This window comes from Mesorhizobium sp. M1342, assembly GCF_040317955.1.
Taxonomy (GTDB): Bacteria; Pseudomonadota; Alphaproteobacteria; order Rhizobiales; family Rhizobiaceae; genus Mesorhizobium.
This window is the reverse complement of record NZ_JAMYLI010000040.1, coordinates 1-23618: the sequence shown is the minus strand read 5'-3', so window position 1 is coordinate 23618 and position 23618 is coordinate 1. Positions and strand designations below refer to the sequence as shown.

Below are 23618 nucleotides of genomic sequence, written 5' to 3'. Positions count from 1 at the left end.
ATGCGACGTGTCCGCAGATGGAGATTTGGCAGGAACGAGACTCGTGACCCTTTCTGAACTGCCGTGCTTTTTGGTCGCTGTAACGGAATGGATCCTCGGGTCTGCGCAGTCGCTTCGCGCCTGCTCCGCCCGTGGATGACGAAGGTAGAAGCGCCATGAGCAAGCTCCAGAACCCTGTCCAGATGGCCGTGATCGGCGCCGCCCATGGCATCAAGGGCGAATTGCGGGTGAAGACCTTCACCGGTGAACCGCTGGCGCTGGCCGACTACGGCCCGCTCTACGCCCGTGACGGCCGCGCCTTCCAGATCATCGACATCAGGCCCGCCAACACCGTCGTCGTGGTCCGCTTCAAGGGCGTTGCCGACCGCAACGCGGCCGAGGCGCTGGCCGGCACGGAGCTGTTCGTCGACCGTTCGATGCTGCCGGACGACGGCGAGGAAGACGAGTTCTACCATGCCGACCTCGTCGGCCTCGAAGTCCGCGACGAGACGGGTGCCGCACTCGGCAAGATCGTCGCGGTGCACAATTTCGGCGGCGGCGACATTCTCGACGTGACGCTGGGCGGGCGCAAGGGCGTGCTGATCCCGTTCACACAGGCTGCCGTGCCACAAGTGTCGATCGCCGAGGGTTTCGTCCGCGTCGACCCGGCGGCGGCCGGACTTGCCGAGGACGAGGATGGCGACGGCCCGCGAGAGGAAGACTTCGATCCGAAGGGCAGGCCGCGCGGACCGAGCGATGCCGGGGGCAACCGGTGAGTTTTTCCGCTTCGGTGCTGACGCTTTACCCCGAGATGTTTCCCGGCGCGCTCGGCCTGTCGCTGGCCGGCCGGGCGCTCGAGGCCGGCACGTGGTCGCTGGAGGCGATCCAGATCCGTGACTTCGCCACCGACCGTCATCGCACCGTCGACGACACGCCAGCCGGCGGCGGCGCCGGCATGGTGATGCGCGCCGACGTGCTGGCGAAAGCCATCGACCACACTTCGCCGGAAGGCGACCTGCGGCCTCGGCTGCTGATGAGCCCGCGCGGCAAGCCGCTGACCCAGGTTCGCGTGCGCGAACTGGCCGCCGGGCCGGGCGCGGTCATCTTGTGCGGCCGCTTCGAAGGCATCGACCAGCGGGTGATCGACGCGCGGGGATTAGAGGAAGTCTCGATCGGCGACTACATCCTCTCGGGCGGCGAGCCGGCAGCGCTCGTTCTGCTCGATGCGGTGGTGCGGTTGTTGCCGGGCGTGATGGGTAACGCGGTGTCGGGCGAGGAAGAAAGCTTTGAGAACGACCTGCTCGAACATCCGCACTATACGCGGCCGCAGGAGTTTGAAGGGCGCGAGATTCCCGAGGTGCTGATCTCGGGCAATCACAAGAAGATCGCCGCATGGCGGCGGGCGCAGTCGGAAGCGCTGACGAAAGAGCGGCGTCCTGATTTGTTGGGCGCCGCCGCTCAGCCTTTCCAAAAGTAATAGAAAGCCAGAAACAGGCCGACGGCGACGACGAAGCCGCGCACCGCGTTTTGCGGCACGCGCTTGGCGATCCAGACGCCGGCATAGCCGCCGAGCGCGCCGCCCGGGATCATGATGATCGCCTGCGGCCAGGCGACGACGCCGCCCGAGACGAAGACGACGATCGCGACCGCGGCGATGACCATGGCCAGCATGTTCTTCAACGCATTCAGCCGGTGATAGTCGCCGGCTTGGGTGAGGCCGAGCGTCGCCAGCATCATCACGCCCATGCCGGCGCCGAAGAAGCCGCCATAGATGGCGGTGAGAAACTGCGCCAGGAAGCCGGCGAGCGAGCCCACCGCCGCTTCATGGCCGAGCTTCGGCACTGGTTTCAGCCAGGGGCCGGCGGCGAACAGCGCTGTCGCGGCCAAGAGCAGCCACGGCACCAGAGCGCGAAACGACGGATTGTCGAGCGCCAAAAGGATCAGAGCGCCGGCCAGTGCGCCCACGGCCGAGATCAGGCACAGCAGCAGTGCGCTGCGCCAGAAATGCCTGATATCGGCCGAGTAGGCGAGGGTCGAGGTGATGTAGCCTGGAAATTGCGTCACCGAGGAGGTGGCGTTGGCGACGATCGGCGGCAGGCCGACCAACGTCATGGCGCCGAAGGTGATGAAGGTGCCGCCACCGGCGACCGCATTGGCGGCGCCTGACAGAAAGCCCGCCAGAAAGAGCAGGATGGCATCGAAGACAGACATGAATTGCGGCCGCTCAAAACTGTGTTATTTCAGGCTTAGAAAGCCTGAACGACCGGCGCAACCCGGCACGGCAGGATTACGATGGTGCCATGCGAGCAGAAAATGCGCTGCCAAGGCGTGACAAAGCGGCGAAATAGCTGTATGTGCCCGCCCGTACCGGCCAGAAAGAATCTGCCGGACCCGTCAACAATGACGGTGTAGTCGCCCCTGCCTGATGTTTCAAAGACAAATGTCTTGGAGACAAAGGGCATAGCCAAGCGGTCAATGGAACTGCAAGGCGAGTGTCGGACGCTCTGACTGTCGGAAGAACAAGAAGTGGACTTTTGAGATGGATATTCTCCGTCAGCTCGAGGCCGAACAGGCCGCCAAGATCGAAGCCAAGCGCAAGCTTCCCGAATTCCAGCCCGGCGACACCGTGCGCGTCCAGGTCCGCGTGACCGAAGGCACCCGCACCCGCGTCCAGGCCTATGAGGGCGTCGTCATCGCCCGCGCAGGCGCCGGCTTCCAGGAGAACTTCACGGTTCGCAAGATTTCCTACGGCGAAGGCGTCGAGCGCGTGTTCCCGGTCTACTCGCCGATGGTTGAAGGCGTTGAAATCGTTCGCCGCGGCAAGGTGCGTCGCGCCAAGCTCTACTACCTGCGCGATCGTCGCGGCAAATCGGCCCGTATTTCGGAAAACACCGGCGTGCGCGCCCGCAAGCTGAACGACGAGGAGCGCGATGCTCTGAACGCCGAGAAGGCCCGCATCGAGGCCGAGAAGGTGGCAGCCGCCGAGGCCCTGGCCGTCGAGAAGGCCGCTCAGGACGCCGCCGAGAAGAAGGCCGCCGCCGAGGCAGCTGAAGCCGCAAAGGCAGCCGAAGCAGCCACCGCCGAATAAGTTTTTCGGCGAGCAAGTTTGAAAAGGCGGCTTCGGCCGCCTTTTTTCGTTTCCGGGGGCTGGCTGGCGGAAAAGTCGGCGGTTGACTCGATTTACATCGTGTACTAAACAATCGTGCACGATTTAAATGGAGAAATGAAATGCCTGCATTGTATTCTACCCAAGCCCGCGCCGTCGGCGGCCGCGCCGGCCATGTCCAGAGCGATGATGGCTTGCTCAGCCTCGATCTTGCCATGCCCAAGGAGCTTGGCGGCAAAGGTGGCGCCACCAATCCCGAACAGCTTTTCGCCGCCGGCTATGCCGCCTGCTTCGAAAGCGCCATGCGCTTCATCGCCGGCAAGCAGAAACTGCCGCTGCAGGATGCCTCGGTGACGGCAAATGTCAGCCTGCACAGCAATGCGCAGGGCGGATTTGTGCTCGGCGTTTCGCTGGCAGCGGAAACAAAAGGTCTTGATCAGGCGGCGGCGGAAGCGCTTGTATCGGCGGCGCACCAGGTTTGCCCCTATTCCAACGCCATCAAGGGCAACATCGAGGTGGCGCTTTCGGCTAAGGCGCTTCCGGCAAAGGCAGCATGAACACAAAACAGACGGACGATACCACGCAGGCCTCGGCGGATTTCGCCGGGGTGCCGAAACTCGACGACCAGATCTGCTTCGCCCTCTATTCGGCTAGCGGGCTGATGACACGGCTCTACCGGCCGTTGCTCGAACCGCTCGGCCTCACCTATCCGCAATATCTGGCGATGATGGCGCTGTGGGAGCGAGCGCCACGCACGGTGGGTGGGCTCGGCGAGGTGCTGGGTCTCGATTCGGCGACGCTGACACCCCTGCTCAAACGGCTGGAGGCGGGCGGCTTCATCACCCGCCGGCGCGACGCTGCCGACGAGCGCCGGGTGCTTCTGGAGCTGACAGCCAAGGGACAGTCGCTACGCGGGCCCGCCAAAGACGTTGCTGTCCAGATACTCTGCCAATTTCCCCGCCTCAGCGCGGTCGAACTGGATGGCCTGCACCACATCCTGGCCAAGCTCATTGCTGGGCTGCGCGAGACGGACGCCAAGGCACCGGCGGCTGACTGACCGCCGGCCAAGGCACGGATCTCCCGGAATCTTCCGATCGAGAGCATTGGAATCCGATTTCGCCCCAGGCGACACGGCAGAGCGTCTTGCATGACGCTTGCGGAAAGCTAAAGTCGGCGCCGGATTTTCCTGCAAGCCCGGCCATGCCCGGGTCATCAATTCCCGGGGAGTGTGTCATGACCAAATCGAAACTGCTGCTGGCGGGCCTGCTTGCCCTCGTCCTGGTGCCCGTTGCCGCCTTTGCGCAGGCGCTGCCCGACCTCGGCGGCAAAAAGGTGGTGGTTGTGACCGAAAACGCCTATCCGCCGCTGCAGTTCATCGATGCCAAGACCGGCAAGCAGATCGGCTGGGAATATGACGCGATGAACGAGATCGCCAAGCGGCTGAATTTCACGGTCGAGTACCAGAACACTTCCTGGGACGCGATGATCCAGGCGGTTTCCGACAACCAGTACAACATCGGCATGACCGGCATCACCATCAAGGACGACCGCAAGGAGAAGGTCGATTTCTCCGACCCCTATATGCGCTCGGAACAGTTCATGCTGGTGCGCGGCGATGAGAGCCGCTTCACCGACGCCAAGACCTTCGGCGCCTTCAAGGACGGGCTGGTCGGCGCGCAGGCCGGCACCACGCCCTTCTACACCGCCGTCTACAGCGTGCTCGACGGCAATGAGCAGAACCCGCGCATCAAACTGTTCGAGACGTTCGGCGCGACGGTGCAGGCGCTGAAATCAGGCGACGTCGATGTTGTTTTGACCGATGGTACCGCAGGCAAGGGTTATGTCGATGCCTCCGAAGGCAAGCTGAAGTTGATCGGCGGACCGCTCGGCACCGAGGATTTTGGGTTTATCTTCCCGAAGGGTTCGGACCTGGTGAAGCCGGTCAACGCGGCCATCGCGGCGCTGAAGGCCGACGGCACCCTCGATGCGCTCAACAAGAAATGGTTTCTTGATTACAAGATGGGGCAGTAGTTCGCTGAACCTCACGCAGACACGGTGCTTGAACACCCCCCTCTGCCCTGCCGGGCATCTCCCCCGCAAGGGGGGAGATCAGCTGTCCGCCCTGCCTTCGCGTACCTCCAGCATTGAAGAAAAGGCGCGGGCATTGAAGCTGCCAATCTCCCTCCTTGCGGGGGAGATGGCCGGCAGGCCAGAGGGGGGTGCCTTGGCGCAATCCTTCTGATGCAGGTCCCTTGCTCTTCCTCCAAAGCCGACTTCCCCTGGTGGCTCGTCGTTGCCGCAGTCCTCGCCATCGCGGTGGCCGTCTTCGTCGCCACCAGCAACCTCTATGCCCAGGTGTTCGCCACGGTCGCCAAGGGCATCGGCGTCACCATCTTCGTCACCGTGATCGCCTTCGTGCTGGCATCGGCCATGGGTCTCGGCATCGCGCTGATGGGAATGTCCGGCTCGCGCTGGCTGCGCCAGATCGCGCGCTTCTATGTCGAGATCATCCGCGGCGTGCCGATCCTGGTGCTGTTGTTCTGGATCGCCTTTGCCGGTGCACCGGCTTTCGTCGCGGCCTGGAACGCGCTGACCGCGCCGCTGCAAAGTGCCGGCCTGTTCGGCGAGCTTTTGGTGCGCGACGTGTCGCTGCTCTGGCGCGCCATCATGGCGCTGACCATCGGCTATTCGGCTTTCATCTCGGAGGTTTTCCGGGCCGGCATCCAGTCGGTGGAGAAGGGCCAGATCGAGGCGGCGAAGGCGCTTGGGCTGACCCGCGCTCAGCGCTTCCGGCTGATCGTGTTCCCACAGGCAATCCGCACCATCCTGCCGCCGCTCGGCAATGATTTCGTCGCTTTGGTCAAAGATTCCTCGCTGGTCTCGGTGCTCGGCGTTGCCGACATCACGCAGATGGGCAAGGTCTACGCCGCCGGCTCCTTTCGCTTCTTCGAGACCTATTCGATAACGGCCTACATCTATCTCATCCTGACCGTCGGACTGTCGCTGGCGCTCAGGGCGCTGGAGCGGCGGCTGCGCCGTCAGCACGAGGAATAGTTTTTCGGCGAAGACAGCATTACGATCCCCGAGCATTCCCGTTGAGGAGGTCCCATGATCGTCGACAAAGCCAATGCGGCGCTGGATTCCGTCTACACGGCCGACACGCCGGAAGCGCTTGAAGAGGCCTATGCCGCATGGGCCGCGACCTATGACAGCGAGACCGCCTCGCTCGGCTACCTCCTGCCTTTCCTGATCACCGCCTGGGTGGCGCGCCATGTGCCGGCGGGCGATGGCCCCTTGCTCGATGCCGGCTGCGGCACTGGCCTGTCGGGACCGTCGCTGAAGGCGCTCGGTTACCGCGACATTGCGGGGCTCGACCTCTCGCACGATATGCTGAAGATCGCCGGCAGCCGCAATGCCTACAGCGAACTGAAGCAGGCAATGCTGGGCGACACGTTGCCATGGCCTAACGGCCACTTCCGCGCCTTCTTCTCGACCGGCGTGTTCACCATCAGCCATGCGCCGGCCTCTAGCCTGCGCGAGTTGGTGCGCATCACCCGCAAGGGTGGCCATGCCATCTTCACCGTGCGTGACCAGGTGTTCGAAAGTGGCGGCTTTCAAGCCGTGTTCGATGAGCTGGAGCAAGCTGGGAAATGGCGACCGGTCGAGGAAAGCCCGTGGTTCCGCTGCTATGCGATCGCCGAGCCCGAAGCGCTGGTGAAGACGTTTGTGTTTGAAGTGATCTGAGCGGAGAGGTTTGGGTTCTGCGAAGACACGCCGCAATTGCCGAAAACCCAAAACATTGGTATGAGCCACGCCATGGAAGAGCTTTTTGGCGATCCGGCCTACAAGGGGTTCGTGCTGCAGGACAGGAAACGCCTGCCGTCGCGCTTTTCCGCGCGCGTGTCCGGGGCGCTGACCAGCCGACTACCCTAGGCCGACCTGTCCAGGTCGTTTTCGCCGGGCCGCAAGTCAGGCGTCTGCTCTTTCCCATTCTCATATCGACGGATTTACGCACATGAGCGCACCGCGCACCCTCTACGACAAGATTTTCGACGACCATGTCGTCGACCGCCAGGACGACGGCACCTGCCTGCTCTACATCGACCGCCACCTGGTCCATGAAGTGACCAGCCCGCAGGCCTTCGAAGGCCTGCGCATGACCGGCCGTAAAGTCCGACATCCGGAAAAGACGCTGGCCGTGGTCGATCACAATGTCTCGACCTCACCCGAGCGCAAGTTCGGCATCAAGAACGAGGAAAGCCGTATCCAGGTCGAGGCGCTGGCCAAGAACGCCAGGGATTTCGGCGTCGAATATTATTCCGAGAACGATATTCGCCAGGGCATCGTCCACATCATCGGTCCGGAGCAGGGCTTTACTCTGCCCGGCATGACCATCGTCTGCGGCGACAGCCACACCTCGACGCATGGCGCTTTCGGCGCGCTGGCGCATGGCATCGGCACGTCCGAGGTCGAGCATGTTCTGGCGACACAGACGCTGATCCAGCGCAAGGCCAAGAACATGCTCGTGCGTGTCGACGGCCAGCTGCCGCAGGGCGTCACCGCCAAGGACATCATCCTGGCCATCATCGGCGAGATCGGCACCGCCGGCGGCACCGGCTATGTCATCGAATATGCCGGCGAGGCGATCCGTGCGCTGTCGATGGAAGGCCGCATGACGATCTGCAACATGTCGATCGAAGGCGGTGCGCGCGCCGGCCTTATCGCCGCCGACGAGACGACCTTCGCCTATGTCAAGGACAAGCCTCGCGCGCCGAAGGGCGCGTCCTGGGATGCGGCACTCGAATACTGGAAGACGCTGCAGTCCGACGAGGGCGCGCATTTCGACAAGGTGATCGTGCTCGACGCGGCCAAGCTGCCGCCGATCGTCTCCTGGGGCTCGTCGCCCGAGGATGTGGTGTCGGTGCAAGGCATCGTGCCGAACCCGGACGACATCGCCGATGAAAACAAGCGCACCTCCAAGCAGCGCGCGCTCGACTATATGGGGCTGACGCCGGGCACCAAGATCACCGACATCACGCTCGATCGCGTCTTCATCGGTTCCTGCACCAATGGCCGCATCGAGGATCTGCGCGCCGTCGCCAAGGTGGTCGAAGGCAAGACAGTCAGCCCGCATGTCGATGCGATGATCGTGCCGGGCTCCGGACTGGTCAAGGAACAGGCGGAAGCCGAAGGCCTCGACAAGATTTTTGTCGCCGCCGGTTTCGACTGGCGCGAGCCGGGCTGTTCGATGTGCCTTGCCATGAACGACGACCGGCTGAAGCCGCATGAACGCTGCGCCTCGACCTCGAACCGCAATTTCGAGGGCCGGCAAGGGTTCAAGGGCCGCACCCATCTGGTGTCGCCGGCGATGGCGGCCGCGGCGGCGATTGCCGGCCACTTCGTCGACATCCGGGAGTGGAAGTAACCCGGATTTGAACAGAACCCGAGCCGCGCCCGGCTCGGGTCAGCTCTTTCCGTCGCGGCGGACGAGTTCGTGGAACTCCTCGCGGCGTCCCGGCTGTTCGGCCGCGACCACAAGCGCAAGCTGTTGTTCCTCGAAGAGCTTGAACCATTCGTCCCATTCGACGAGCTCATAACCTCCCGCATTGAGCGGCCGTTCAGGCTGGTCCTGGTCCTGATAGGCATGCTGGCCGAAGACCAGCCTCAACATGGGCTGCGTCCCCGCCTCCGGCGATATGTCGACGATTGCGGGAAAGCCGGCGCGCCCGGCAGCCCATGAGCGGATCGCATCGTGGTTGGTCAGTGTGATTGTGTCGGCCATGGGTCGCTCCAGATTGTGAACGGAGGAACGCTGACCGGAGACTGCGGTTCCCTGACATTATTTTGAGGCGGCGGTCCTGCTTGCCGCATGGCTTAACCGCTTGTTTGGGCTTGCCCTCTAAGCTCTTCCCTGACGTAAGCTAGGGGAAGTCACAGTCGGTTGGACACGGGTCTGCTCATTGCGCTGCTCAACCCGACGATCGCGCTGGCGCTCGGCGCGGCGTTCCTTGTGCTATGGTCCTATCAGCGCCACCGCCCCTATCTGGCCGTTCTGGCGATCAGCTACAGTCTCTCGGCGGCTGGCTTCCTGCTCCAGTATTTCACCTTGCCCATCGGGATGCCGCTGACCAAGCTTACGTCGAACATCTGCTTCACCATCGCTGCCTGCTGCCTGTCCAGCGCCGTCATTCACCGTTATGGCCGCAAGGTGCCCTCTGTGGGGATCGCCGTGTTGGCGGGCGGCGGCCTGGCGTCGTTATGCTGGTTCCTGTTCGTCGCGCCGGATCTCACCTGGCGCATCCTGGCGATGAATTTCGCATTCGGCGGCATCAGCCTTCTGGTTGCCGCCGAACTGCGCCCGGTACGCAACAACGGCCCGACCGAAAAAATCCTGTTCGTGCTGTCGCTGCTGTCGGGCGTCAATTTCTTCGTGCGCACCCTTGCCGTCGTCATCGCGCATGGGCCCTTCGCCAGCTATGACGGGTTCTATGGCTCGTCCTACTGGACGACGGCGCTGCTGTCGCACGCGCTGCTCTCGCTGCTCATCGCGCTGTGCCTGTTTTCCGCCGCGGCACTCGACGTGTTGAAGGCATTGAAGACCGAGACCTATACCGACCCCCTGTCGGGCCTGCTCAACCGGCGTGGCTTCGAGGAGCGAGGCATGCGGCTCTTGCAGCACTGCGCCTCGGCCCGGTTCCCGGTCGCGCTGGTGCTGGCCGACCTCGATCACTTCAAGGCGCTCAACGATGTGCATGGGCATGGGGCGGGCGATCGGGTGATCGCCGACTTCGCCGCCAAGCTTCGGTCGGCGGCCGGCGCGCGCGGTGTTGCCGGGCGTATCGGCGGCGAGGAATTCGCGGTGCTGCTGCCCCTCAGCGATCTTGCGGCGGCGCGGCTGTTCGCCGAAGCGGTGCGCACCGTCTATTCGGCCGGCCATGTCGACGGGCTTCCCCTGGGAACGAAGGTAACGGCAAGCTTCGGCGTGGCGGCCCGCAGCGGTGGCGAGGCGCTGGAGCCGCTGATGCGCCGTGCCGACGATGCGCTCTACAAAGCCAAGAAGAACGGCCGTGACAGTGTACGCCTGTCCTATGAGCGGCCGGAAACGGCGTTCCTGCCGGAGCCGCTCAAGACCGGCTGAATCTGTCCGGGCGGGACGGCGTTAACGTCTTCTTCGCCCGTCGATGATTAGCTGTCGGCGCGGGTGCGGGAGAACATGAGCGGCGCCAACTTCATCCTGTTGATCAATCTGTCGGTTGCCGGCCTGCTGGCGGCATCCTTCATGGCGGTCGCCTTCCACGATGTCGGCCGGGCGCCGGCGCGCTGGCTGGCATTTGGCTATCTGCTGGGCATGGCTATTCGGCCATCGAATTCTCCATTCCCGCTTTTGCCGACGCGCGGCTTCCGGTCGTTGCCGCCTTCGCGGTCTTCCTTGGCGCCACCATTGCGTTCAATGGCGGGCTTGCCCGCAAATACGGCGTGGCGCCGCCCTGGAAGCCGATGCTGTTGTTCCTGTTGGCCACCACCATAGCCGTGTATTTCGTGCAGGACCTGCCTCGCCAGTCGCTCATCCGCATCATGGCTTACCAGCTTCCCTATGCGGTCATGCAGTTCGTCGGGCTGGCCATCGTCTGGTCATCGAGGCAAAAGCTTGCCCGTCTCGATCGCATATTGATGGCCGTGCTGGCGGCGAGCGGCCTGCAGTTTGCCTCCAAGCCGTTCATCGCGCATGCGCTCGGCGGCTGGGGCGCCAATCCGCAGGCCTATCTGCAAAGCAACTACGCGCTGGTGTCGCAATCGCTCGGCACTGTCTTTGCGCTGGCGCTGGCGCTGCTGATGCTGGCCATCCTGGTTCGCGACGTGCTTGCCGAAGTGACGTCGAAGTCGGAGACGGACACGCTTTCGCGCCTGCTCAACCGCGGCGGCTTCACCCGCCATGCCGAGCTGGCGGTGCTTGGCGCGATGCGGCAAGGCGTGCCGGTCGCGCTGGTCATCGCCGACCTCGATCATTTCAAGAGCGTCAACGACAGTTTCGGCCATGCGTCAGGCGACCGGGTGATCGAGATTTTTGCAGGCTTCCTGCGCGAAGCCGCCGCCGCGCATCACGTTGCCGGCCGCATCGGCGGCGAGGAGTTCGCCATCATCCTGCCGGGAACCAACCTTGCCGCGGCGCGGCTGTTCGCCGAGGGCACGCGCAGCGCCTTTGGCGGGCTGCCCATCGACGGGCTGCCGGCTGACAACCGCTGCACCGCGAGCTTCGGCGTCGCCGAACTTCATCCGAACGAAGACTTTGCCGATCTGATGCGGCGCGCCGACCAGGCGCTCTATCAGGCGAAGAATGCCGGGCGCGATTGCGTGCGCGTCTCCGCCGGGCCTGCCGGCAATTGGTCGTCAGCCGGAATGGAAGCCAGAGCAATTTCAGGAAAAGTGTGAAACGGTTTTCCCGGGAAAAGCGCATGGCGCTTTCCCTTGGGAATTGCGTCCAGACAAAGAGTCTAGCGGCAGGGGCTGAGCTCGGGCATCTCGCCGTCGGAGAGACCGTACATATAGGAGCGGCCCTTCACCAGCACCGGCGGCCGGTAGCAATCGCTGTATCCGCTGATTTCGTCGGCTTCGTTCTCGTAGATCACCTTGGGCTGGCCGGCGCTGGTGTAGTCGGAAAGCTGCTTGGCCAGCCTGCCTTCGCCGACGATGATGCGCTTGTAGCCAGCGGCGCTGTCGACGACGAGGTTGCCGAAGGAATCGGCGTAGACGCGATCCTGATGCCGCGCGCCTGCAAGCGCTGGCGCTGCAAGGCCGACGGCCGACGCCGTCACGATGAGCGCCGCAAGGCGCGATCTGCCCGAATTCGAACGCATGGCGTCCTCCGTGTCTTGAGGGAAAGCCTCCTCGAATCAGAAATTAACGTTTTCTTAACCTTTGTTAAGAGGCCGGTGCGTTTGGCGGCAATGTCTCGGTAAACATGGTTAATATCCGTTAATATCCGACTGGATGGAAAACCCGTTGGCCATCATTCGGCCATGCTCGGCCGCACCATCGCGGCTGGTGTCCGTCTCGGCGTCGGGATGACCTTGATCTTGGCAAAGCATCGCGGCTGGTTTGCCGCGCGGGAGGACAGCATATGGCGCTACGCCGGCCGAATTGGGTGTCCGTTTTCCCGTTGCTCGGGATCGCCGCTGGCTGTGTGCCGCAGGACAGCGCGCCGAAGGCGGCCAATACCGTGGTCGTCTCACCTGCACCGGCTCAGCAGTCCGTCGCAGCCGCGGCGCCTCCGGCAGCTGCAACCAAGATCATCACCGACCTTACCGCGCCTCGGTCCGGCATAGGCGCGGCCACCTACAGATGCGGCAACAACGGTATGATTTCTATCCAAAATCTCGGTACATCGTTGCGTGTGGTCGGGTCCGACGGCGCGACGGAGGAGTTTGCGGCGTCGCCCGCCAACCAGAGCAGCCGCTACCAGGCGGTCACGGATGACGCAATCGTGATCGACGGACGCGAGGCGTTGGTGATGAAGAAGGGGTCGACGCCGCAGACCTGCAAACGCTGACGCCAATCTCAACACCGCTGGGCCCTTGGGTCAGACATGTTGCACTGCAGCGATATCGAGCCGGCTTCGGGCCTCCCGGCCTAATCGATTGAAGCCCAAGCCGGCCTTTTAGTCAGACTAAATTACGTTTTCGAAACGGTTTTCTGGCTTTGACGCGGTGCAAAAAGAGCATTAGAAACCGGCTGTCCGAAGTCGCAACCGGAAGCGGCAATGCCGCATTTCCACCTGAGGCTCCAGAGAGACGCCGAACTGGGGGAGCCATGAGCAAATCACCAGCCACCCGCGAATTTGTCAGACGTGAACGGCCGATTTCGCCGCACCTTACCGTGTACCGGCCGCCGATCACCATGACGATGTCGATCATTCACCGCATCACCGGTGGCGCGCTGTATTTCGGCACGCTGCTGGTCGCCCTGTGGCTGATGGCGGCGGCAAGCTCGCAGGCGACTTTCGATTGGGCCAATTGGGCCTTCGGCACCTGGCTCGGCCGGCTCATCCTGTTCGGCTACACTTGGGCGCTGATGCACCATATGCTGGGTGGCGTGCGCCATCTGGTCTGGGACACCGGCGCGGGTCTGGAGAAGCATACCGCCTCGAAGATCGCCTGGGCGACGCTGGCCGGCTCGATCCTGCTCACGCTGCTGATCTGGATCGCCGGCACCATAGCGCGGGGAGCCTGATCATGAGCGGCAAAAACACCGACATGCGCACGCCGCTGGCGAAGGTCCGCGGCCTCGGCTCCGCCCGCGAGGGCACCGGACATTTCTGGCGCCAGCGCCTGACCGCGATCGCCAACATCCCGCTGATCCTGTTCTTCGTCGGCTTCCTGATCGCGCTCAACGGCGCCGACTACGCACATGTGCGGGCAGCTCTTGCCAACCCGTTCGTGGCGCTAGTGATGGCCCTGGTGCTCATTTCCGGGCTTACCCATATGCGGCTCGGCATGCAGGCGATCATCGAGGATTACGTGCATGGCGAAGGCATGAAGCTGGCGCTGATCGCGCTCAATACATTTTTCACCATAGCGGTCGGCGTCGCCTCGATCTTCGCCCTGCTCAAGCTGGCATTCGGAGGCTGAGTTGGCCAAGGACGCGAAACAAGCCAACACGGCAGGCTATACCTTTGTCGACCACAAGTTCGACGTGGTGGTCGTTGGCGCCGGCGGCGCCGGCCTGCGCGCCACGCTCGGCATGGCCGAACAGGGCCTGCGCACCGCCTGCATCAGCAAGGTGTTCCCGACCCGCTCGCACACGGTGGCGGCGCAAGGCGGCATTGCCGCCTCGCTGTCCAACATGGGTCCCGATTCCTGGCAGTGGCACATGTACGACACCGTCAAGGGCTCGGACTGGCTGGGCGATGTCGACGCCATGGAATATCTGGTGCGCGAAGCGCCGGCCGCGGTCTACGAGCTCGAACATTACGGCGTGCCGTTTTCGCGCACCGAAGAGGGCAAGATCTACCAGCGGCCGTTCGGCGGCCACATGATGAACTATGGCGAAGGCCCGCCGGTGCAGCGCACCTGTGCCGCCGCCGACCGCACCGGCCATGCCATCCTGCACACGCTTTACGGCCAGTCGCTGAAGAACAACGCGCAGTTCTTCATCGAGTATTTCGCGCTCGACCTGATCATGGAGCCGGACGGCACCTGCACCGGCGTTCTTGCCTGGAACCTGGATGACGGCACCATCCACCGTTTCTCCGCCAAGATGGTGGTGCTGGCGACCGGCGGCTATGGCCGCACCTATTTCTCGGCCACCTCGGCACACACCTGCACCGGCGACGGCGGCGGCATGGCAGCGCGTGCCGGCTTTCCGCTGCAGGACATGGAGTTCGTGCAATTCCACCCGACCGGCATCTATGGCGCCGGCTGCCTGATCACCGAGGGTGCGCGCGGCGAGGGCGGCTATCTCGTCAATTCCGAAGGCGAGCGCTTCATGGAGCGCTATGCGCCGTCAGCCAAGGACCTTGCCTCGCGCGACGTCGTCTCGCGCTGCATGACGCTGGAGATCCGCGAGGGTCGCGGCGTCGGCAAGAACAAGGACCACATCTTCCTGCATCTCGACCATCTCGATCCCGCCGTCCTGCATGAGCGGCTGCCGGGCATTTCGGAATCGGCCAAGATCTTTGCCGGTGTCGACCTGACCAAGGAGCCGATCCCGGTGCTGCCCACGGTCCACTACAATATGGGCGGCGTGCCGACCAATTACTGGGGCGAGGTGCTCAATCCGACGGCGCTCAATCCAGATCAGGTGTCGCCCGGATTGATGGCTGTCGGCGAAGCCGGCTGCGCCTCCGTGCATGGCGCCAACCGGCTCGGCTCGAACTCGCTGATCGATCTTGTGGTGTTCGGTCGCGCGGCCGCGATCCGCGCCGGCGAGGTCATCGACCGCAAGTCGGCGATCCCTTCGCCCAACGAAGCCTCGGTCGAAAAGATCATGGACCGCTTCGACCGGCTCCGCCACGCCAACGGCTCGACGCCGACAGCGGTGCTGCGCGAGAAGATGCAGAAGGCGATGCAGGAAGACGCGGCGGTGTTCCGCACACAGGAATCGCTGGAGAGCGGCTGCAAGCGCATTTCGCAGCTCTGGGGTGAGTTGAAGGACATCAAAGTGTCCGACCGCTCGATGATCTGGAACTCCGATCTGGTCGAGACGCTGGAGCTGGAAAATCTGATGGCCAATGCCATCACCACGGTCTACAGCGCCGAGGCGCGCAAGGAGAGCCGTGGCGCGCACGCACGCGAGGACTTTTCGGCGCGCGACGACGCGGTCTGGCGCAAGCATACGCTGGCCAGGCTGAGCGAAGACGGCAAGGTGGCCCTCTCCTACCGGCCGGTGCACACCGAACCGCAGCTGGCTGAAAAGGACGGCGGCATCAGCCTCGCCAAGATCGCGCCCAAGGCCAGAGTGTATTGAGGATCGAACATGGTTGAACTCACGCTCCCGAAGAATTCGCAGATCAAGCCGGGCAAGACCTGGCCCAAGCCCGAGGGCGCCACCAATCTGCGGGAGTACCGCATCTACCGCTGGTCGCCGGACGATGACGAGAACCCGCGCATCGACACCTATTTCGTCGACATGGACGATTGCGGGCCGATGGTGCTCGACGCGCTGCTGTGGATCAAGAACAAGATCGACCCGACACTGACCTTGCGGCGTTCCTGCCGCGAAGGCATTTGCGGCTCCTGCGCCATGAACATCGACGGTTCCAACACGCTGGCCTGCACCAAGGGCTGCGACGACATTTCCGGCGCGGTAAAAGTCTACCCGCTGCCGCATATGCAGGTGGTCAAGGACCTTGTGCCGGACCTCACCAATTTCTACGCCCAGCACGCGTCGATCCAGCCCTGGCTGAAGACGGTATCGCCGGAGCCGGCCAAGGAGTGGCTGCAGAGCCATGAGGACCGCGAGAAGCTCGACGGGCTCTACGAATGCATATTGTGCGCCTGCTGCTCGACCTCGTGCCCGAGCTATTGGTGGAACGGCGACCGCTATCTCGGTCCGGCAACGCTCTTGCAGGCCTATCGCTGGCTGATCGATAGCCGCGACGAGGCCACCGGCGAGCGGCTCGACAACCTCGAAGATCCGTTCCGGCTCTATCGCTGCCACACCATCATGAACTGCGCGCAGACCTGCCCCAAGGGCCTCAACCCGGCCAAGGCGATCGCCGAGATCAAGAAGATGATGGTGGAGAGAAGGATTTAGGCTGGCGGTCGGTTGCCGGCGAAAGCAAATCCAATGAGCGATGACCTTCCCACTCTCTCCCCCGTCGAAGCGCGCATACTCGGCTGCCTGATCGAGAAGAAGGAGCTGACGCCGGATGTCTATCCGCTGACGCTCAACGCAGCACTGGCCGCCGCCAACCAGAAGACGGCGCGCGAGCCGGTGATGGCGCTGGAGCAGACCGAGGTGCATCGGGGGCTGAAGCTGCTCGAACAAAAGGGGCTGGTGAGGCAGATGTTCGGTTCGCGTGTCGAGCGCTACGAGCATCAGATGGCGCAGCGCTTCTCGCTGACCACGCCGCAGACCGCTTTGATCGGCCTGCTGTTGCTGCGCGGGCCGCAGACGGCCCATGAATTGTCGGCGCGCACCGAGCGCATGGCACGGTTTTCGTCGATCGAAGATCTGCGCGCCGAACTCGACATGCTGATCGGCCGCCAACCGCCACTCATCCAGGAAATCCCGCGAGGACCGGGCCAGCGCGAGGACCGCTACGTGCATCTCCTCAGCGGCCCGGTGGACGTTGCAGCACTTTCAGCGCAGCGGAGTGCATCGGCCCTGCCTGCTTCCGACCTGGAGGCCCGGCTAAACGCACTGGAGCAGGAAGTCGCCGCACTTCGCGCCCGGCTGGACGCGCTGGGAGCATAGGTCCCGGCGCACGCCTGGGCGTTCGCGCCGGGTCTTCACACTGGATGCAGCGTTTTCAGCCGAGCCTGGCATCAAGCGATACCTTTATGGCGCCGAGCGCCTTCGAGACCGGGCATCCGGCCTTGGCCTTCTCGGCCAGCTCCGTGAATTTCGCCGCATCGATGCCGGGCACCTTGCCGACCACGGTGAGTGCGCTCCCGGTGATCCCCGTGCCGGGAACCAGCGTCACCACGGCCTTGGTGTCGAGTTCGGCGGCGGGGGTGCCGTTCTCGGCCAGGAAATGCGAAAACTGCATGGCAAAGCAGCCGGCGTGCGCGGCGGCGATCAGTTCTTCCGGGTTGGTGCCGGATTTGCCGCTTTCGTCCTCGAAGCGTGCCTTGAACGAATAGGGCGTGCCTTTCAGGGTCCCGCTCTGGGTGTCGAGCGTGCCTGTGCCCCCTTTCAGATCGCCTTTCCAGATGGCGTTTGCGGTGCGGTCCATGAATTCCTCCTTGTTACAGCGGTGGCGCCGGCCAGGCGGCGTTCCTCCCAACTATAGCGCGGGCGCGAGGGAAGGCCACCGCGCTGTTTGTGCGCGCATGCAGCGCCGGCGGACCGCGCCGAATCTTTTTTGAAAGAATGTGCGTGGAAAAATGTCGACTTGCATCGGCCCCGACCGTCCTGCGGGCGACCACGGATTCTCGTGGCGGATGGAGGTTCGGATGAACAATCTGTTTTCTGCTCATTGGACAAGCACCGGCCGAAGGGCTGATCTAGGGGAACGCGACCCGCTGCATGTGCCGCCCTCCGGCTTCGGCCGGCTGCTTGCGGCAGTTGCCATTATCGGCATTGCGATCAGCCTTCTCGATCATGTTGCTGCCGGCAAGGACTCAACCGATATCGTGATCGCCTATGGTTCGTCACAGCAAGGGAGCTGGAAATGAGATATGTCTGTCTGGTCTATGGCGAGGAAAAAGACCTCCATGCCATGACGCCGGAGCGTCTGGCCAAGCTCGATGCCGATTCCATGGCTCACGACCGGTCATTGGATCGGCGTGGGATGCTGATCGTCGCACAGGCGCTCCAATCGGTGAAGACGTCGAAGACGCTGCGGCGACGCCAGGGCAAGCGGCTGATCACCGACGGCCCGTTCGCCGAAACCAAGGAGCAGTTGCTCGGCTTCGTCATGATCGAGGCGGACAATCTCGACCAGGCGCTGGAGATCGCTGGCGAGATCCCGCTGGCCGAAATAGGCACCATCGAGGTGCGGGCGATCTACGATGTGCCGGGGTCATAGCCCCCGCCATGTGCTACAGCCACGCGGAAACCAAGACATTCGACTGAACTATCGTCCTGGTTCATTTCGTGCGCAACTTTTGCGTGTTGAAGCAAGGCGAGAGTTCTCCTATCGTCGCCGGGGTTCTTGGGGATTTCGACATGCCTTTCCTGATTGCTATCCTTGGCGTGATGGGCGCGGCAGCGTTCTGGTGGTACCGGATGAAGGCCATGAACGAGGCCGCGCGTGACGTTGCCGATGTCATCGGCCGGGTTCAGGGCTCCGTGCGCCGCAAGAAGCTGCGCAAGCAGGCGGCGCTGTCGCCGCTGACGGCGATCGATGATCCGGTCGTAGCGGCAGCTACGCTGATCACATCGATCGTTTCCGAGGATGGGCCCATCCTGCCGCAGCGCGAGGCCGTCATCCGCGCCGTGATTTCCGAGATCGCCGACAAGAAGAAAACGGACGAAGCGGTGGTCTACGCCAAATGGGCGGCGTCACAGATCGACGACACCACAATCGTCATCGACAAGCTGGCGCCGTTCCTGCGCGAGCGTCTGGATGTCGCCGAGCGAAACGATCTGCTGCAGATGGTCAACCGCGCCGCCCAGGGCGGCGAGAAACGCCTCGAAATATCCGACCAGAGGATATTGCGGCTGCGGCAAAAGCTGGGTTTTGAGGTCAATTGATCGCATACCTTGGCGATTGGCGGAAACGCCCATCGCTTTCGTCATCCTGGGGCGGAGCAAGGAGCGAAGCGACGCGGCGCAGACCCCGGGATCCATGCCGCGACTCAAACGCGTCACCACGGTGCAGAATTCTGCTCCGCTGCATTCTTCAGCCAAGGTCGCGGCATGGATCCTTGGGTCTTCGCTCCGCTTCGCGTCGCTACGCCCAAGGATGACGACGTTGGGGATGCTGGCCGCGGGTCAAATCGCCTCGCCCTTCAACAGTCTTGGCGTGCCGGCGGACAGTCCCGACGCCTGGCGGATGAAGAATTCCTTCAGGCGCGGCATGCGTTCGACGAGGCCGAGGCCGATGTCGCGGACGGTGCGCAGCGGGCCGATATCGTTGGAAAACAGCCGGTTCAGCGCGTCGGTGGTGACACCCATCTGCACCGTGTCGAAGCGGCGCCACTGCTGGTAGCGCTCGAGCACGTCGAGCGCTCCGATATCCTGGCCGAGCCGGTCGGCCTCGACGATCACCTCGGCAAGGGCTGCGACATCCTTGAAGCCGAGATTGAGGCCTTGGCCGGCGATCGGGTGGATGCCGTGGGCGGCATCGCCGGCGAGCGCGATGCGGGGTGCGACGAAGGCACGCGCAATGGTCAAGCCGAGCGGCCAGGCGCGCGGCTTGTCGGCGACGCGGATTTCGCCAAGCTTCAGGCCAAAGCGCTGTTCGAGTTCGTGTTCGAAGAGGAGATCGTCACCGGCCACCAGCTTCTCGGCGTCGGGCGTACGTTCGACCCAGACGATCGACGAGCGGTTGGTGCCGTCCTCGCCGGGCTTGAGCGGCAATGTGGCGAAGGGGCCAGCCGGCAGGAAATGCTCTTCGGCGCGACCATTGTGCGGGCGTTCATGCGCCACCGTGCAGACGATGCCGGACTGGCCATATTCCCACTTCACCGTCTTGATGCCGGCCATGTCGCGCAGCTTCGAGTTGACGCCGTCGGCGGCGACCAGCAGCCGGGCCTTCAGCGTCGCGCCGTCGGCGAGATGCACGGTGATACCGGCGCCGTTGGTCTCGAACCCCTGCACGGCGACGCCTTCGATGATGTCGATGCCGAGTTTTTCGGCACGGGCCCGCAAGGCGCCGTTCAGCACCCTGTTGGCGACCATATGCGCAAAAGGCTCGCCCGGCGCCACTTCGCCGTCGAAGGTCAGGAAGGCCGGACGCACCGGATCGGCGGTGCGCGAATCGGTGATGATCATCTCGGTGATCGCCTGCGCCTGGGGCACGATCTCGGCCCACACGCCGAGCTGGTCGAGCATGCGGCAGGCGGCGGCGGCAATGGCCGAGGCGCGGCCATCCCTTTGCCAGGCGCCAGCAGGTGCGGCATCGACGAGAGCGATGGCGAGACCCGGTCGCGCCTGCTTCAGCGATACGGCGGCGGCCAGGCCGACATAGCCGGCGCCGGCGACCAGGACATCGAGCCCAGATCTTGTTTTCGCGTTTGCCCCGGTTTTCGTGTCCGCCTTGCGTTCCATCATCTTCGCTCCTGCGCGCCGCCGGGTCCTGCACCCTTGACTGCCTGTCCGTCCTGTCGGAAACCGCCATAACACTTCTGCGGTGAGGGCGCGAAATATGACGGCAGCTATGGACGAGCTTCTCGGCATTCTCGACCTCGAGAAGCTGGAACACAATCTGTATCGTGGTCGCAGCCCGCTGCTCGACTGGCAGCGCGTGTTCGGCGGCCAGACCATCGCCCAGGCGCTCGTGGCGGCGCAGCGGACAGTGGATCCCGATCGGTACGTGCATTCGCTGCACGGCTATTTCATGCGGCCCGGCGACACCAAGGTGCCGATCGTCTACGAGGTCGACCGTATTCGCGACGGCGGCTCCTTCACCACGCGGCGCGTGGTGGCGGTCCAGCACGGCCAGGCGATCTTTTCGCTCGAAGCCTCGTTCCAGCAGGACGAGGTCGGTCTCGAGCACCAGGTGCCGATGCCGCAGGACGTTCCGGGGCCGGACACATTGCTGTCGCAACGCGAATTGCTGGGCAAATTCGGCGAGGCGGTGCCCGATGGCATCAAACGCTACTGGGAGCGCGACCGGCCGATCGAGATGAAACCGGTGATGCTGAAGCATTACACCAGCCGCGAAAAGCTGGAGCCGAAGCAGAATATCTGGATCCGCACCACCGGTCCGGTGCCGGCGGACCGCGCCATCCAGGCGGCGGTGCTCGCCTATCTCTCCGACATGACGCTGCTCGACACATCGACCTTCGCGCATGGCCGCGCCATTTTCGATCGCGATATCCAGGCGGCGAGCCTCGACCACGCCATGTGGTTTCATCGCAGCCATGCGCTCGACGACTGGATGCTCTATACGCAGGACAGCCCGTCGACACAGGGGTCGCGCGGCTTTACACGCGGGTCGCTATTTGCCCGCGACGGCACGCTGATCGCCTCGGTTGCGCAGGAAGGGCTGATCCGGCTTAAGCGACCGCCTGCAGAGTAGGCATTTTCCAAAAATTGCCTAACTTTTAAGCAGATGCACCGCCGCAGCTGTGGGCAGGTTGCGTCGGTGCGCTCCCGAAACTGTTTGCTTACAATGGGTTAACACCCTGCTTCGGCACTTGGCACGGAGCTTGAATCCTTGTGGGCACTCTCCGGCTCTTTGGGATCGGTGAAGGTGTGCAAACGCGGGGGACCGCAACAGCAAAGGGTGAAACCTTATGAAAATCGTGATGGCAATCATCAAGCCGTTCAAGCTCGACGAGGTACGCGAAGCGCTTACCGCCGTCGGCATCCAGGGCCTGACCGTCACCGAAGTCAAAGGCTACGGGCGTCAGAAAGGGCATACGGAGATCTATCGCGGGGCGGAATACGCGGTCAGCTTCCTGCCGAAGATCAAGATCGAAGTCGCGGTCAGCGCCGACATGGTCGACAAGGCCGTCGAAGCCATCACCGCCGCCGCCAAGACCGGCCAGATCGGCGACGGCAAGATCTTCGTTTTCGGCATCGATCAGGCGGTGCGCATCCGCACCGGCGAAACAGACACCGACGCGCTCTGAGCGGCGATCACGTATTCCAATGGAGAGTTCAATGAATATTCCTTCCACCTTGAAGTCAGTGGCGCGCTCCGCGCTGCTGGGCTCGTTCGCACTCGGAGCATTGGGCACGGTCGCCGCATTCGCGCAGGAAGCGGCTCCCGCCGCGGCTGCAGCAGCGCCAGCTTTCACCGTCGACAAGGGCGACACCACGTGGATGATGATTTCCACCGTTCTGGTGCTGTTGATGACGGTTCCCGGCCTTGCGCTTTTCTACGGCGGCCTGGTTCGCAGCAAGAACATGCTGTCGGTGCTGATGCAGGTCTTCACCATCACCAGCGTGGTCATGATCATCTGGGTTTTCTACGGCTACAGCCTCGCCTTCACCCCGGGCAACGCCTTCGTCGGCGGCCTTTCCAAGATGTTTCTCTCCGGCGTCGATGTGACGACCCTGTCGGAAACCTTTACCAAGGGTGTCGCCATTCCTGAACTGGTGTTCGTCGTCTTCCAGATGACCTTCGCCTGCATCACGCCGGCCCTGATCGTCGGCGCCTTCGCCGAACGCGTCAAATTCTCCGCTTTGATCCTTTTCGTGATCCTGTGGGTCACTTTCATCTACTTCCCGATCGCTCATATGGTCTGGTTCTGGGGCGGCCCGAGCGCTTATAGCGATCCGACCGGCCTCATCTTCAGCTTCGGCGCCATCGACTTCGCCGGCGGCACGGTCGTTCACATCAATGCGGGCATTGCCGGCCTCGTCGGCGCGCTCATGATCGGCAAGCGCAGCGGCTACAAGAAGGATCTCATGGCGCCGCACTCGATGACGCTGACCATGGTCGGTGCTTCGCTGCTGTGGGTCGGCTGGTTTGGCTTCAACGCCGGTTCGAACCTTGAAGCGAACGCCTATGCGGTGCTGGCCATGATCAATACCTTCGTCGCCACGGCGGCGGCGGCGGTGACCTGGATCGTGCTTGAATCGCTGCTGCGCGGCAAAGCCTCCATGCTTGGTGCTGTTTCGGGTGCGGTGACCGGCCTCGTCGCCGTCACGCCTGCTGCCGGCTTTGCCGGCCCGATGGGCGCCATCGTGCTCGGCATCGTCGCCACCTTCGTCTGCTACTTCTTCGTCTCGGTGGTGAAGAACGCGTTCGACTACGACGACAGCCTTGATGTCTTCGGCGTCCACTGCATCGGCGGCATCATCGGCGCGCTCGGCACAGGCATCCTGGTCAATCCTGCCCTCGGTGGCGCCGGCATTGTCGACTATTCGACGGCCAACTTTGCTGCCGGCTATGCCGGCACGGCCACACAACTCCTGGCGCAGGCCAAGGGTGTCCTGGTGACCTTGCTGTGGTCGGGTATCGGCAGCGCCATCCTCTACAAGATCGTCGACCTGATCATCGGCCTGCGTCCGACAGCCGACGCAGAGCGCGAAGGCCTCGACCTCACCTCGCATGGCGAAGCGGCCTATCACTCGTAAGCCCTGTGCGAGGCGGCCTCGGCCGCCCCGCATTCTCCCATCCCGTCGTGACGCTCCCGAAAGGAGTTCACGCATTGAGGCCCGGATCATGTGAACTGACCCCATAAAGTTGGACGGTTCATTGAGTTGGTAGGTTTAAGGGCTGGTTCCTGTATTGCACAGGGGCCAGCCCTTT

27 protein-coding genes and 1 pseudogene are annotated in these 23618 nt (G+C 63.5%); 23 read left to right on the top strand and 5 right to left on the bottom strand.

Annotation, left to right across the window (positions count from 1 at the left end):
* Positions 1 to 155: 155 nt before the first annotated feature.
* A complete protein-coding gene (gene rimM / locus NKH06_RS29225; protein ID WP_352894842.1) occupies positions 156 to 755 on the top strand; it encodes a ribosome maturation factor RimM in 600 nt (199 codons plus the stop codon).
* Positions 752 to 1456, top strand: coding sequence for a tRNA (guanosine(37)-N1)-methyltransferase TrmD (gene trmD / locus NKH06_RS29220; protein ID WP_128304258.1), 705 nt, complete (start codon positions 752 to 754; stop codon positions 1454 to 1456). Before rimM ends, trmD begins: the two co-directional genes overlap by 4 nt.
* Here the strand turns inward: trmD and NKH06_RS29215 are convergent.
* Positions 1438 to 2190 carry a sulfite exporter TauE/SafE family protein gene (locus NKH06_RS29215; RefSeq protein ID WP_128304257.1) on the bottom strand — a complete coding sequence of 251 codons (753 nt, stop codon included), beginning with the start codon at positions 2188 to 2190 and terminating at the stop codon, positions 1438 to 1440. The two genes, trmD and NKH06_RS29215, sit on opposite strands and share 19 nt — an antisense overlap.
* A gap of 328 nt (positions 2191 to 2518) precedes the next feature.
* Here NKH06_RS29215 and rplS point away from each other — a divergent pair, with 328 nt between their 5' ends.
* The 7 genes from rplS (at position 2519) to leuC (ending at position 8510) form a co-directional block, all read left to right on the top strand.
* Entirely contained in the window at positions 2519 to 3067 is a 549-nt protein-coding gene (gene rplS / locus NKH06_RS29210; RefSeq protein ID WP_023811269.1) for a 50S ribosomal protein L19, read from the top strand.
* 140 nt (positions 3068 to 3207) lie between these two features.
* A complete protein-coding gene (locus NKH06_RS29205) occupies positions 3208 to 3642 on the top strand; it encodes an organic hydroperoxide resistance protein (protein ID WP_023811268.1) in 435 nt (144 codons plus the stop codon).
* Positions 3639 to 4142, top strand: a complete 504-nt coding sequence (locus tag NKH06_RS29200; protein WP_352442069.1) for a MarR family winged helix-turn-helix transcriptional regulator — start codon at positions 3639 to 3641, stop codon at positions 4140 to 4142. The genes NKH06_RS29205 and NKH06_RS29200 overlap by 4 nt, the downstream gene beginning before the upstream one ends.
* Positions 4143 to 4318: 176 nt before the next feature.
* The gene (locus tag NKH06_RS29195) at positions 4319 to 5116 is read left to right on the top strand and encodes a transporter substrate-binding domain-containing protein (RefSeq protein WP_352442070.1); all 798 of its coding nucleotides are present in this window, start codon (positions 4319 to 4321) and stop codon (positions 5114 to 5116) included.
* Positions 5117 to 5326: 210 nt separating this feature from the next.
* Positions 5327 to 6139 (top strand): amino acid ABC transporter permease, encoded by an 813-nt coding sequence (locus NKH06_RS29190; protein WP_352442071.1) that lies wholly within the window; start codon positions 5327 to 5329, stop codon positions 6137 to 6139.
* Between the two features lie 54 nt (positions 6140 to 6193).
* Complete coding sequence (locus tag NKH06_RS29185) at positions 6194 to 6829, top strand: class I SAM-dependent DNA methyltransferase (protein ID WP_352442072.1); 636 nt, start codon at positions 6194 to 6196, stop codon at positions 6827 to 6829.
* A 271-nt stretch (positions 6830 to 7100) separates the two neighbouring features.
* On the top strand, positions 7101 to 8510 hold the full coding sequence (leuC, locus tag NKH06_RS29180; protein ID WP_127297674.1) for a 3-isopropylmalate dehydratase large subunit: 1410 nt from the start codon (positions 7101 to 7103) through the stop codon (positions 8508 to 8510).
* A 39-nt stretch (positions 8511 to 8549) separates the two neighbouring features.
* On the opposite strand, the gene NKH06_RS29175 is transcribed toward leuC, so the two are convergent.
* Positions 8550 to 8867 carry a hypothetical protein gene (locus tag NKH06_RS29175; protein ID WP_352442073.1) on the bottom strand — a complete coding sequence of 106 codons (318 nt, stop codon included), beginning with the start codon at positions 8865 to 8867 and terminating at the stop codon, positions 8550 to 8552.
* A 159-nt stretch (positions 8868 to 9026) separates the two neighbouring features.
* On the opposite strand from NKH06_RS29175, the gene NKH06_RS29170 reads away from it, so the two are divergent.
* Together NKH06_RS29170 and NKH06_RS29165 are read left to right on the top strand one after the other, a co-directional pair.
* Complete coding sequence (locus NKH06_RS29170; RefSeq protein ID WP_352442074.1) at positions 9027 to 10223, top strand: GGDEF domain-containing protein; 1197 nt, start codon at positions 9027 to 9029, stop codon at positions 10221 to 10223.
* A gap of 75 nt (positions 10224 to 10298) precedes the next feature.
* A pseudogene (locus NKH06_RS29165) lies at positions 10299 to 11515 on the top strand (GGDEF domain-containing protein).
* Positions 11516 to 11577: 62 nt separating this feature from the next.
* Here NKH06_RS29165 and NKH06_RS29160 read toward each other — a convergent pair.
* Complete coding sequence (locus NKH06_RS29160) at positions 11578 to 11940, bottom strand: hypothetical protein (protein ID WP_023811258.1); 363 nt, start codon at positions 11938 to 11940, stop codon at positions 11578 to 11580.
* A gap of 263 nt (positions 11941 to 12203) precedes the next feature.
* Here NKH06_RS29160 and NKH06_RS29155 point away from each other — a divergent pair, with 263 nt between their 5' ends.
* From NKH06_RS29155 to NKH06_RS29130, 6 genes are all read left to right on the top strand, one after another.
* Positions 12204 to 12632 (top strand): hypothetical protein, encoded by a 429-nt coding sequence (locus tag NKH06_RS29155; protein WP_352442076.1) that lies wholly within the window; start codon positions 12204 to 12206, stop codon positions 12630 to 12632.
* 260 nt (positions 12633 to 12892) lie between these two features.
* Positions 12893 to 13312 carry a succinate dehydrogenase, cytochrome b556 subunit gene (sdhC, locus tag NKH06_RS29150; RefSeq protein ID WP_023811255.1) on the top strand — a complete coding sequence of 140 codons (420 nt, stop codon included), beginning with the start codon at positions 12893 to 12895 and terminating at the stop codon, positions 13310 to 13312.
* 2 nt (positions 13313 to 13314) lie between these two features.
* Positions 13315 to 13710 (top strand): succinate dehydrogenase, hydrophobic membrane anchor protein, encoded by a 396-nt coding sequence (sdhD, locus tag NKH06_RS29145; RefSeq protein ID WP_023811254.1) that lies wholly within the window; start codon positions 13315 to 13317, stop codon positions 13708 to 13710.
* A 1-nt stretch (position 13711) separates the two neighbouring features.
* Positions 13712 to 15547 carry a succinate dehydrogenase flavoprotein subunit gene (gene sdhA / locus NKH06_RS29140; protein WP_352894839.1) on the top strand — a complete coding sequence of 612 codons (1836 nt, stop codon included), beginning with the start codon at positions 13712 to 13714 and terminating at the stop codon, positions 15545 to 15547.
* Between the two features lie 9 nt (positions 15548 to 15556).
* The gene (locus NKH06_RS29135) at positions 15557 to 16336 is read left to right on the top strand and encodes a succinate dehydrogenase iron-sulfur subunit (protein ID WP_352894837.1); all 780 of its coding nucleotides are present in this window, start codon (positions 15557 to 15559) and stop codon (positions 16334 to 16336) included.
* 33 nt (positions 16337 to 16369) lie between these two features.
* The gene (locus NKH06_RS29130; RefSeq protein WP_352772625.1) at positions 16370 to 16999 is read left to right on the top strand and encodes a YceH family protein; all 630 of its coding nucleotides are present in this window, start codon (positions 16370 to 16372) and stop codon (positions 16997 to 16999) included.
* A gap of 55 nt (positions 17000 to 17054) precedes the next feature.
* Here the strand turns inward: NKH06_RS29130 and NKH06_RS29125 are convergent, their stop codons facing one another.
* Positions 17055 to 17480 carry an OsmC family protein gene (locus tag NKH06_RS29125; protein WP_352894835.1) on the bottom strand — a complete coding sequence of 142 codons (426 nt, stop codon included), beginning with the start codon at positions 17478 to 17480 and terminating at the stop codon, positions 17055 to 17057.
* A gap of 220 nt (positions 17481 to 17700) precedes the next feature.
* Between NKH06_RS29125 and NKH06_RS29120 the strand changes: the two genes are divergently transcribed.
* From NKH06_RS29120 to NKH06_RS29110, 3 genes are all read left to right on the top strand, one after another.
* Positions 17701 to 17922 carry a hypothetical protein gene (locus NKH06_RS29120; protein ID WP_352677521.1) on the top strand — a complete coding sequence of 74 codons (222 nt, stop codon included), beginning with the start codon at positions 17701 to 17703 and terminating at the stop codon, positions 17920 to 17922.
* The gene (locus tag NKH06_RS29115; RefSeq protein ID WP_352772628.1) at positions 17919 to 18275 is read left to right on the top strand and encodes a YciI family protein; all 357 of its coding nucleotides are present in this window, start codon (positions 17919 to 17921) and stop codon (positions 18273 to 18275) included. Before NKH06_RS29120 ends, NKH06_RS29115 begins: the two co-directional genes overlap by 4 nt.
* Positions 18276 to 18415: 140 nt before the next feature.
* A complete protein-coding gene (locus tag NKH06_RS29110) occupies positions 18416 to 18943 on the top strand; it encodes a hypothetical protein (RefSeq protein WP_352442081.1) in 528 nt (175 codons plus the stop codon).
* A 240-nt stretch (positions 18944 to 19183) separates the two neighbouring features.
* Here the strand turns inward: NKH06_RS29110 and NKH06_RS29105 are convergent, their stop codons facing one another.
* Complete coding sequence (locus NKH06_RS29105) at positions 19184 to 20461, bottom strand: ubiquinone biosynthesis hydroxylase (RefSeq protein WP_352772755.1); 1278 nt, start codon at positions 20459 to 20461, stop codon at positions 19184 to 19186.
* A gap of 97 nt (positions 20462 to 20558) precedes the next feature.
* Between NKH06_RS29105 and tesB the strand changes: the two genes are divergently transcribed.
* From tesB to NKH06_RS29090, 3 genes are all read left to right on the top strand, one after another.
* Positions 20559 to 21434 (top strand): acyl-CoA thioesterase II, encoded by an 876-nt coding sequence (gene tesB / locus NKH06_RS29100; protein ID WP_352442082.1) that lies wholly within the window; start codon positions 20559 to 20561, stop codon positions 21432 to 21434.
* Between the two features lie 217 nt (positions 21435 to 21651).
* Positions 21652 to 21990, top strand: a complete 339-nt coding sequence (locus NKH06_RS29095; RefSeq protein ID WP_013528889.1) for a P-II family nitrogen regulator — start codon at positions 21652 to 21654, stop codon at positions 21988 to 21990.
* Positions 21991 to 22021: 31 nt separating this feature from the next.
* The gene (locus NKH06_RS29090; RefSeq protein WP_352630943.1) at positions 22022 to 23443 is read left to right on the top strand and encodes an ammonium transporter; all 1422 of its coding nucleotides are present in this window, start codon (positions 22022 to 22024) and stop codon (positions 23441 to 23443) included.
* Positions 23444 to 23618: the final 175 nt, after the last annotated feature.

What these genes read in the sequence shown, in the direction of transcription:
- sdhD (WP_023811254.1), top strand. Translation starts at nt 13,315, where the DNA reads ATGAGCGGCAAAAACACCGACATGCGCACGCCGCTGGCGAAGGTCCGC.
- sdhC (WP_023811255.1), top strand. Translation starts at nt 12,893, where the DNA reads ATGAGCAAATCACCAGCCACCCGCGAATTTGTCAGACGTGAACGGCCG.
- NKH06_RS29095 (WP_013528889.1), top strand. Translation starts at nt 21,652, where the DNA reads ATGAAAATCGTGATGGCAATCATCAAGCCGTTCAAGCTCGACGAGGTA.
- leuC (WP_127297674.1), top strand. Translation starts at nt 7,101, where the DNA reads ATGAGCGCACCGCGCACCCTCTACGACAAGATTTTCGACGACCATGTC.
- NKH06_RS29200 (WP_352442069.1), top strand. Translation starts at nt 3,639, where the DNA reads ATGAACACAAAACAGACGGACGATACCACGCAGGCCTCGGCGGATTTC.
- NKH06_RS29135 (WP_352894837.1), top strand. Translation starts at nt 15,557, where the DNA reads ATGGTTGAACTCACGCTCCCGAAGAATTCGCAGATCAAGCCGGGCAAG.
- rimM (WP_352894842.1), top strand. Translation starts at nt 156, where the DNA reads ATGAGCAAGCTCCAGAACCCTGTCCAGATGGCCGTGATCGGCGCCGCC.
- NKH06_RS29090 (WP_352630943.1), top strand. Translation starts at nt 22,022, where the DNA reads ATGAATATTCCTTCCACCTTGAAGTCAGTGGCGCGCTCCGCGCTGCTG.
- rplS (WP_023811269.1), top strand. Translation starts at nt 2,519, where the DNA reads ATGGATATTCTCCGTCAGCTCGAGGCCGAACAGGCCGCCAAGATCGAA.
- NKH06_RS29130 (WP_352772625.1), top strand. Translation starts at nt 16,370, where the DNA reads ATGAGCGATGACCTTCCCACTCTCTCCCCCGTCGAAGCGCGCATACTC.
- NKH06_RS29125 (WP_352894835.1), bottom strand. Translation starts at nt 17,480, where the DNA reads ATGGACCGCACCGCAAACGCCATCTGGAAAGGCGATCTGAAAGGGGGC.
- NKH06_RS29215 (WP_128304257.1), bottom strand. Translation starts at nt 2,190, where the DNA reads ATGTCTGTCTTCGATGCCATCCTGCTCTTTCTGGCGGGCTTTCTGTCA.
- NKH06_RS29175 (WP_352442073.1), bottom strand. Translation starts at nt 8,867, where the DNA reads ATGGCCGACACAATCACACTGACCAACCACGATGCGATCCGCTCATGG.
- NKH06_RS29185 (WP_352442072.1), top strand. Translation starts at nt 6,194, where the DNA reads ATGATCGTCGACAAAGCCAATGCGGCGCTGGATTCCGTCTACACGGCC.
- NKH06_RS29115 (WP_352772628.1), top strand. Translation starts at nt 17,919, where the DNA reads ATGAGATATGTCTGTCTGGTCTATGGCGAGGAAAAAGACCTCCATGCC.
- NKH06_RS29120 (WP_352677521.1), top strand. Translation starts at nt 17,701, where the DNA reads ATGAACAATCTGTTTTCTGCTCATTGGACAAGCACCGGCCGAAGGGCT.
- NKH06_RS29205 (WP_023811268.1), top strand. Translation starts at nt 3,208, where the DNA reads ATGCCTGCATTGTATTCTACCCAAGCCCGCGCCGTCGGCGGCCGCGCC.
- NKH06_RS29160 (WP_023811258.1), bottom strand. Translation starts at nt 11,940, where the DNA reads ATGCGTTCGAATTCGGGCAGATCGCGCCTTGCGGCGCTCATCGTGACG.
- tesB (WP_352442082.1), top strand. Translation starts at nt 20,559, where the DNA reads ATGACGGCAGCTATGGACGAGCTTCTCGGCATTCTCGACCTCGAGAAG.
- NKH06_RS29195 (WP_352442070.1), top strand. Translation starts at nt 4,319, where the DNA reads ATGACCAAATCGAAACTGCTGCTGGCGGGCCTGCTTGCCCTCGTCCTG.
- NKH06_RS29155 (WP_352442076.1), top strand. Translation starts at nt 12,204, where the DNA reads ATGGCGCTACGCCGGCCGAATTGGGTGTCCGTTTTCCCGTTGCTCGGG.
- NKH06_RS29190 (WP_352442071.1), top strand. Translation starts at nt 5,327, where the DNA reads ATGCAGGTCCCTTGCTCTTCCTCCAAAGCCGACTTCCCCTGGTGGCTC.
- NKH06_RS29110 (WP_352442081.1), top strand. Translation starts at nt 18,416, where the DNA reads ATGCCTTTCCTGATTGCTATCCTTGGCGTGATGGGCGCGGCAGCGTTC.
- NKH06_RS29105 (WP_352772755.1), bottom strand. Translation starts at nt 20,461, where the DNA reads ATGGAACGCAAGGCGGACACGAAAACCGGGGCAAACGCGAAAACAAGA.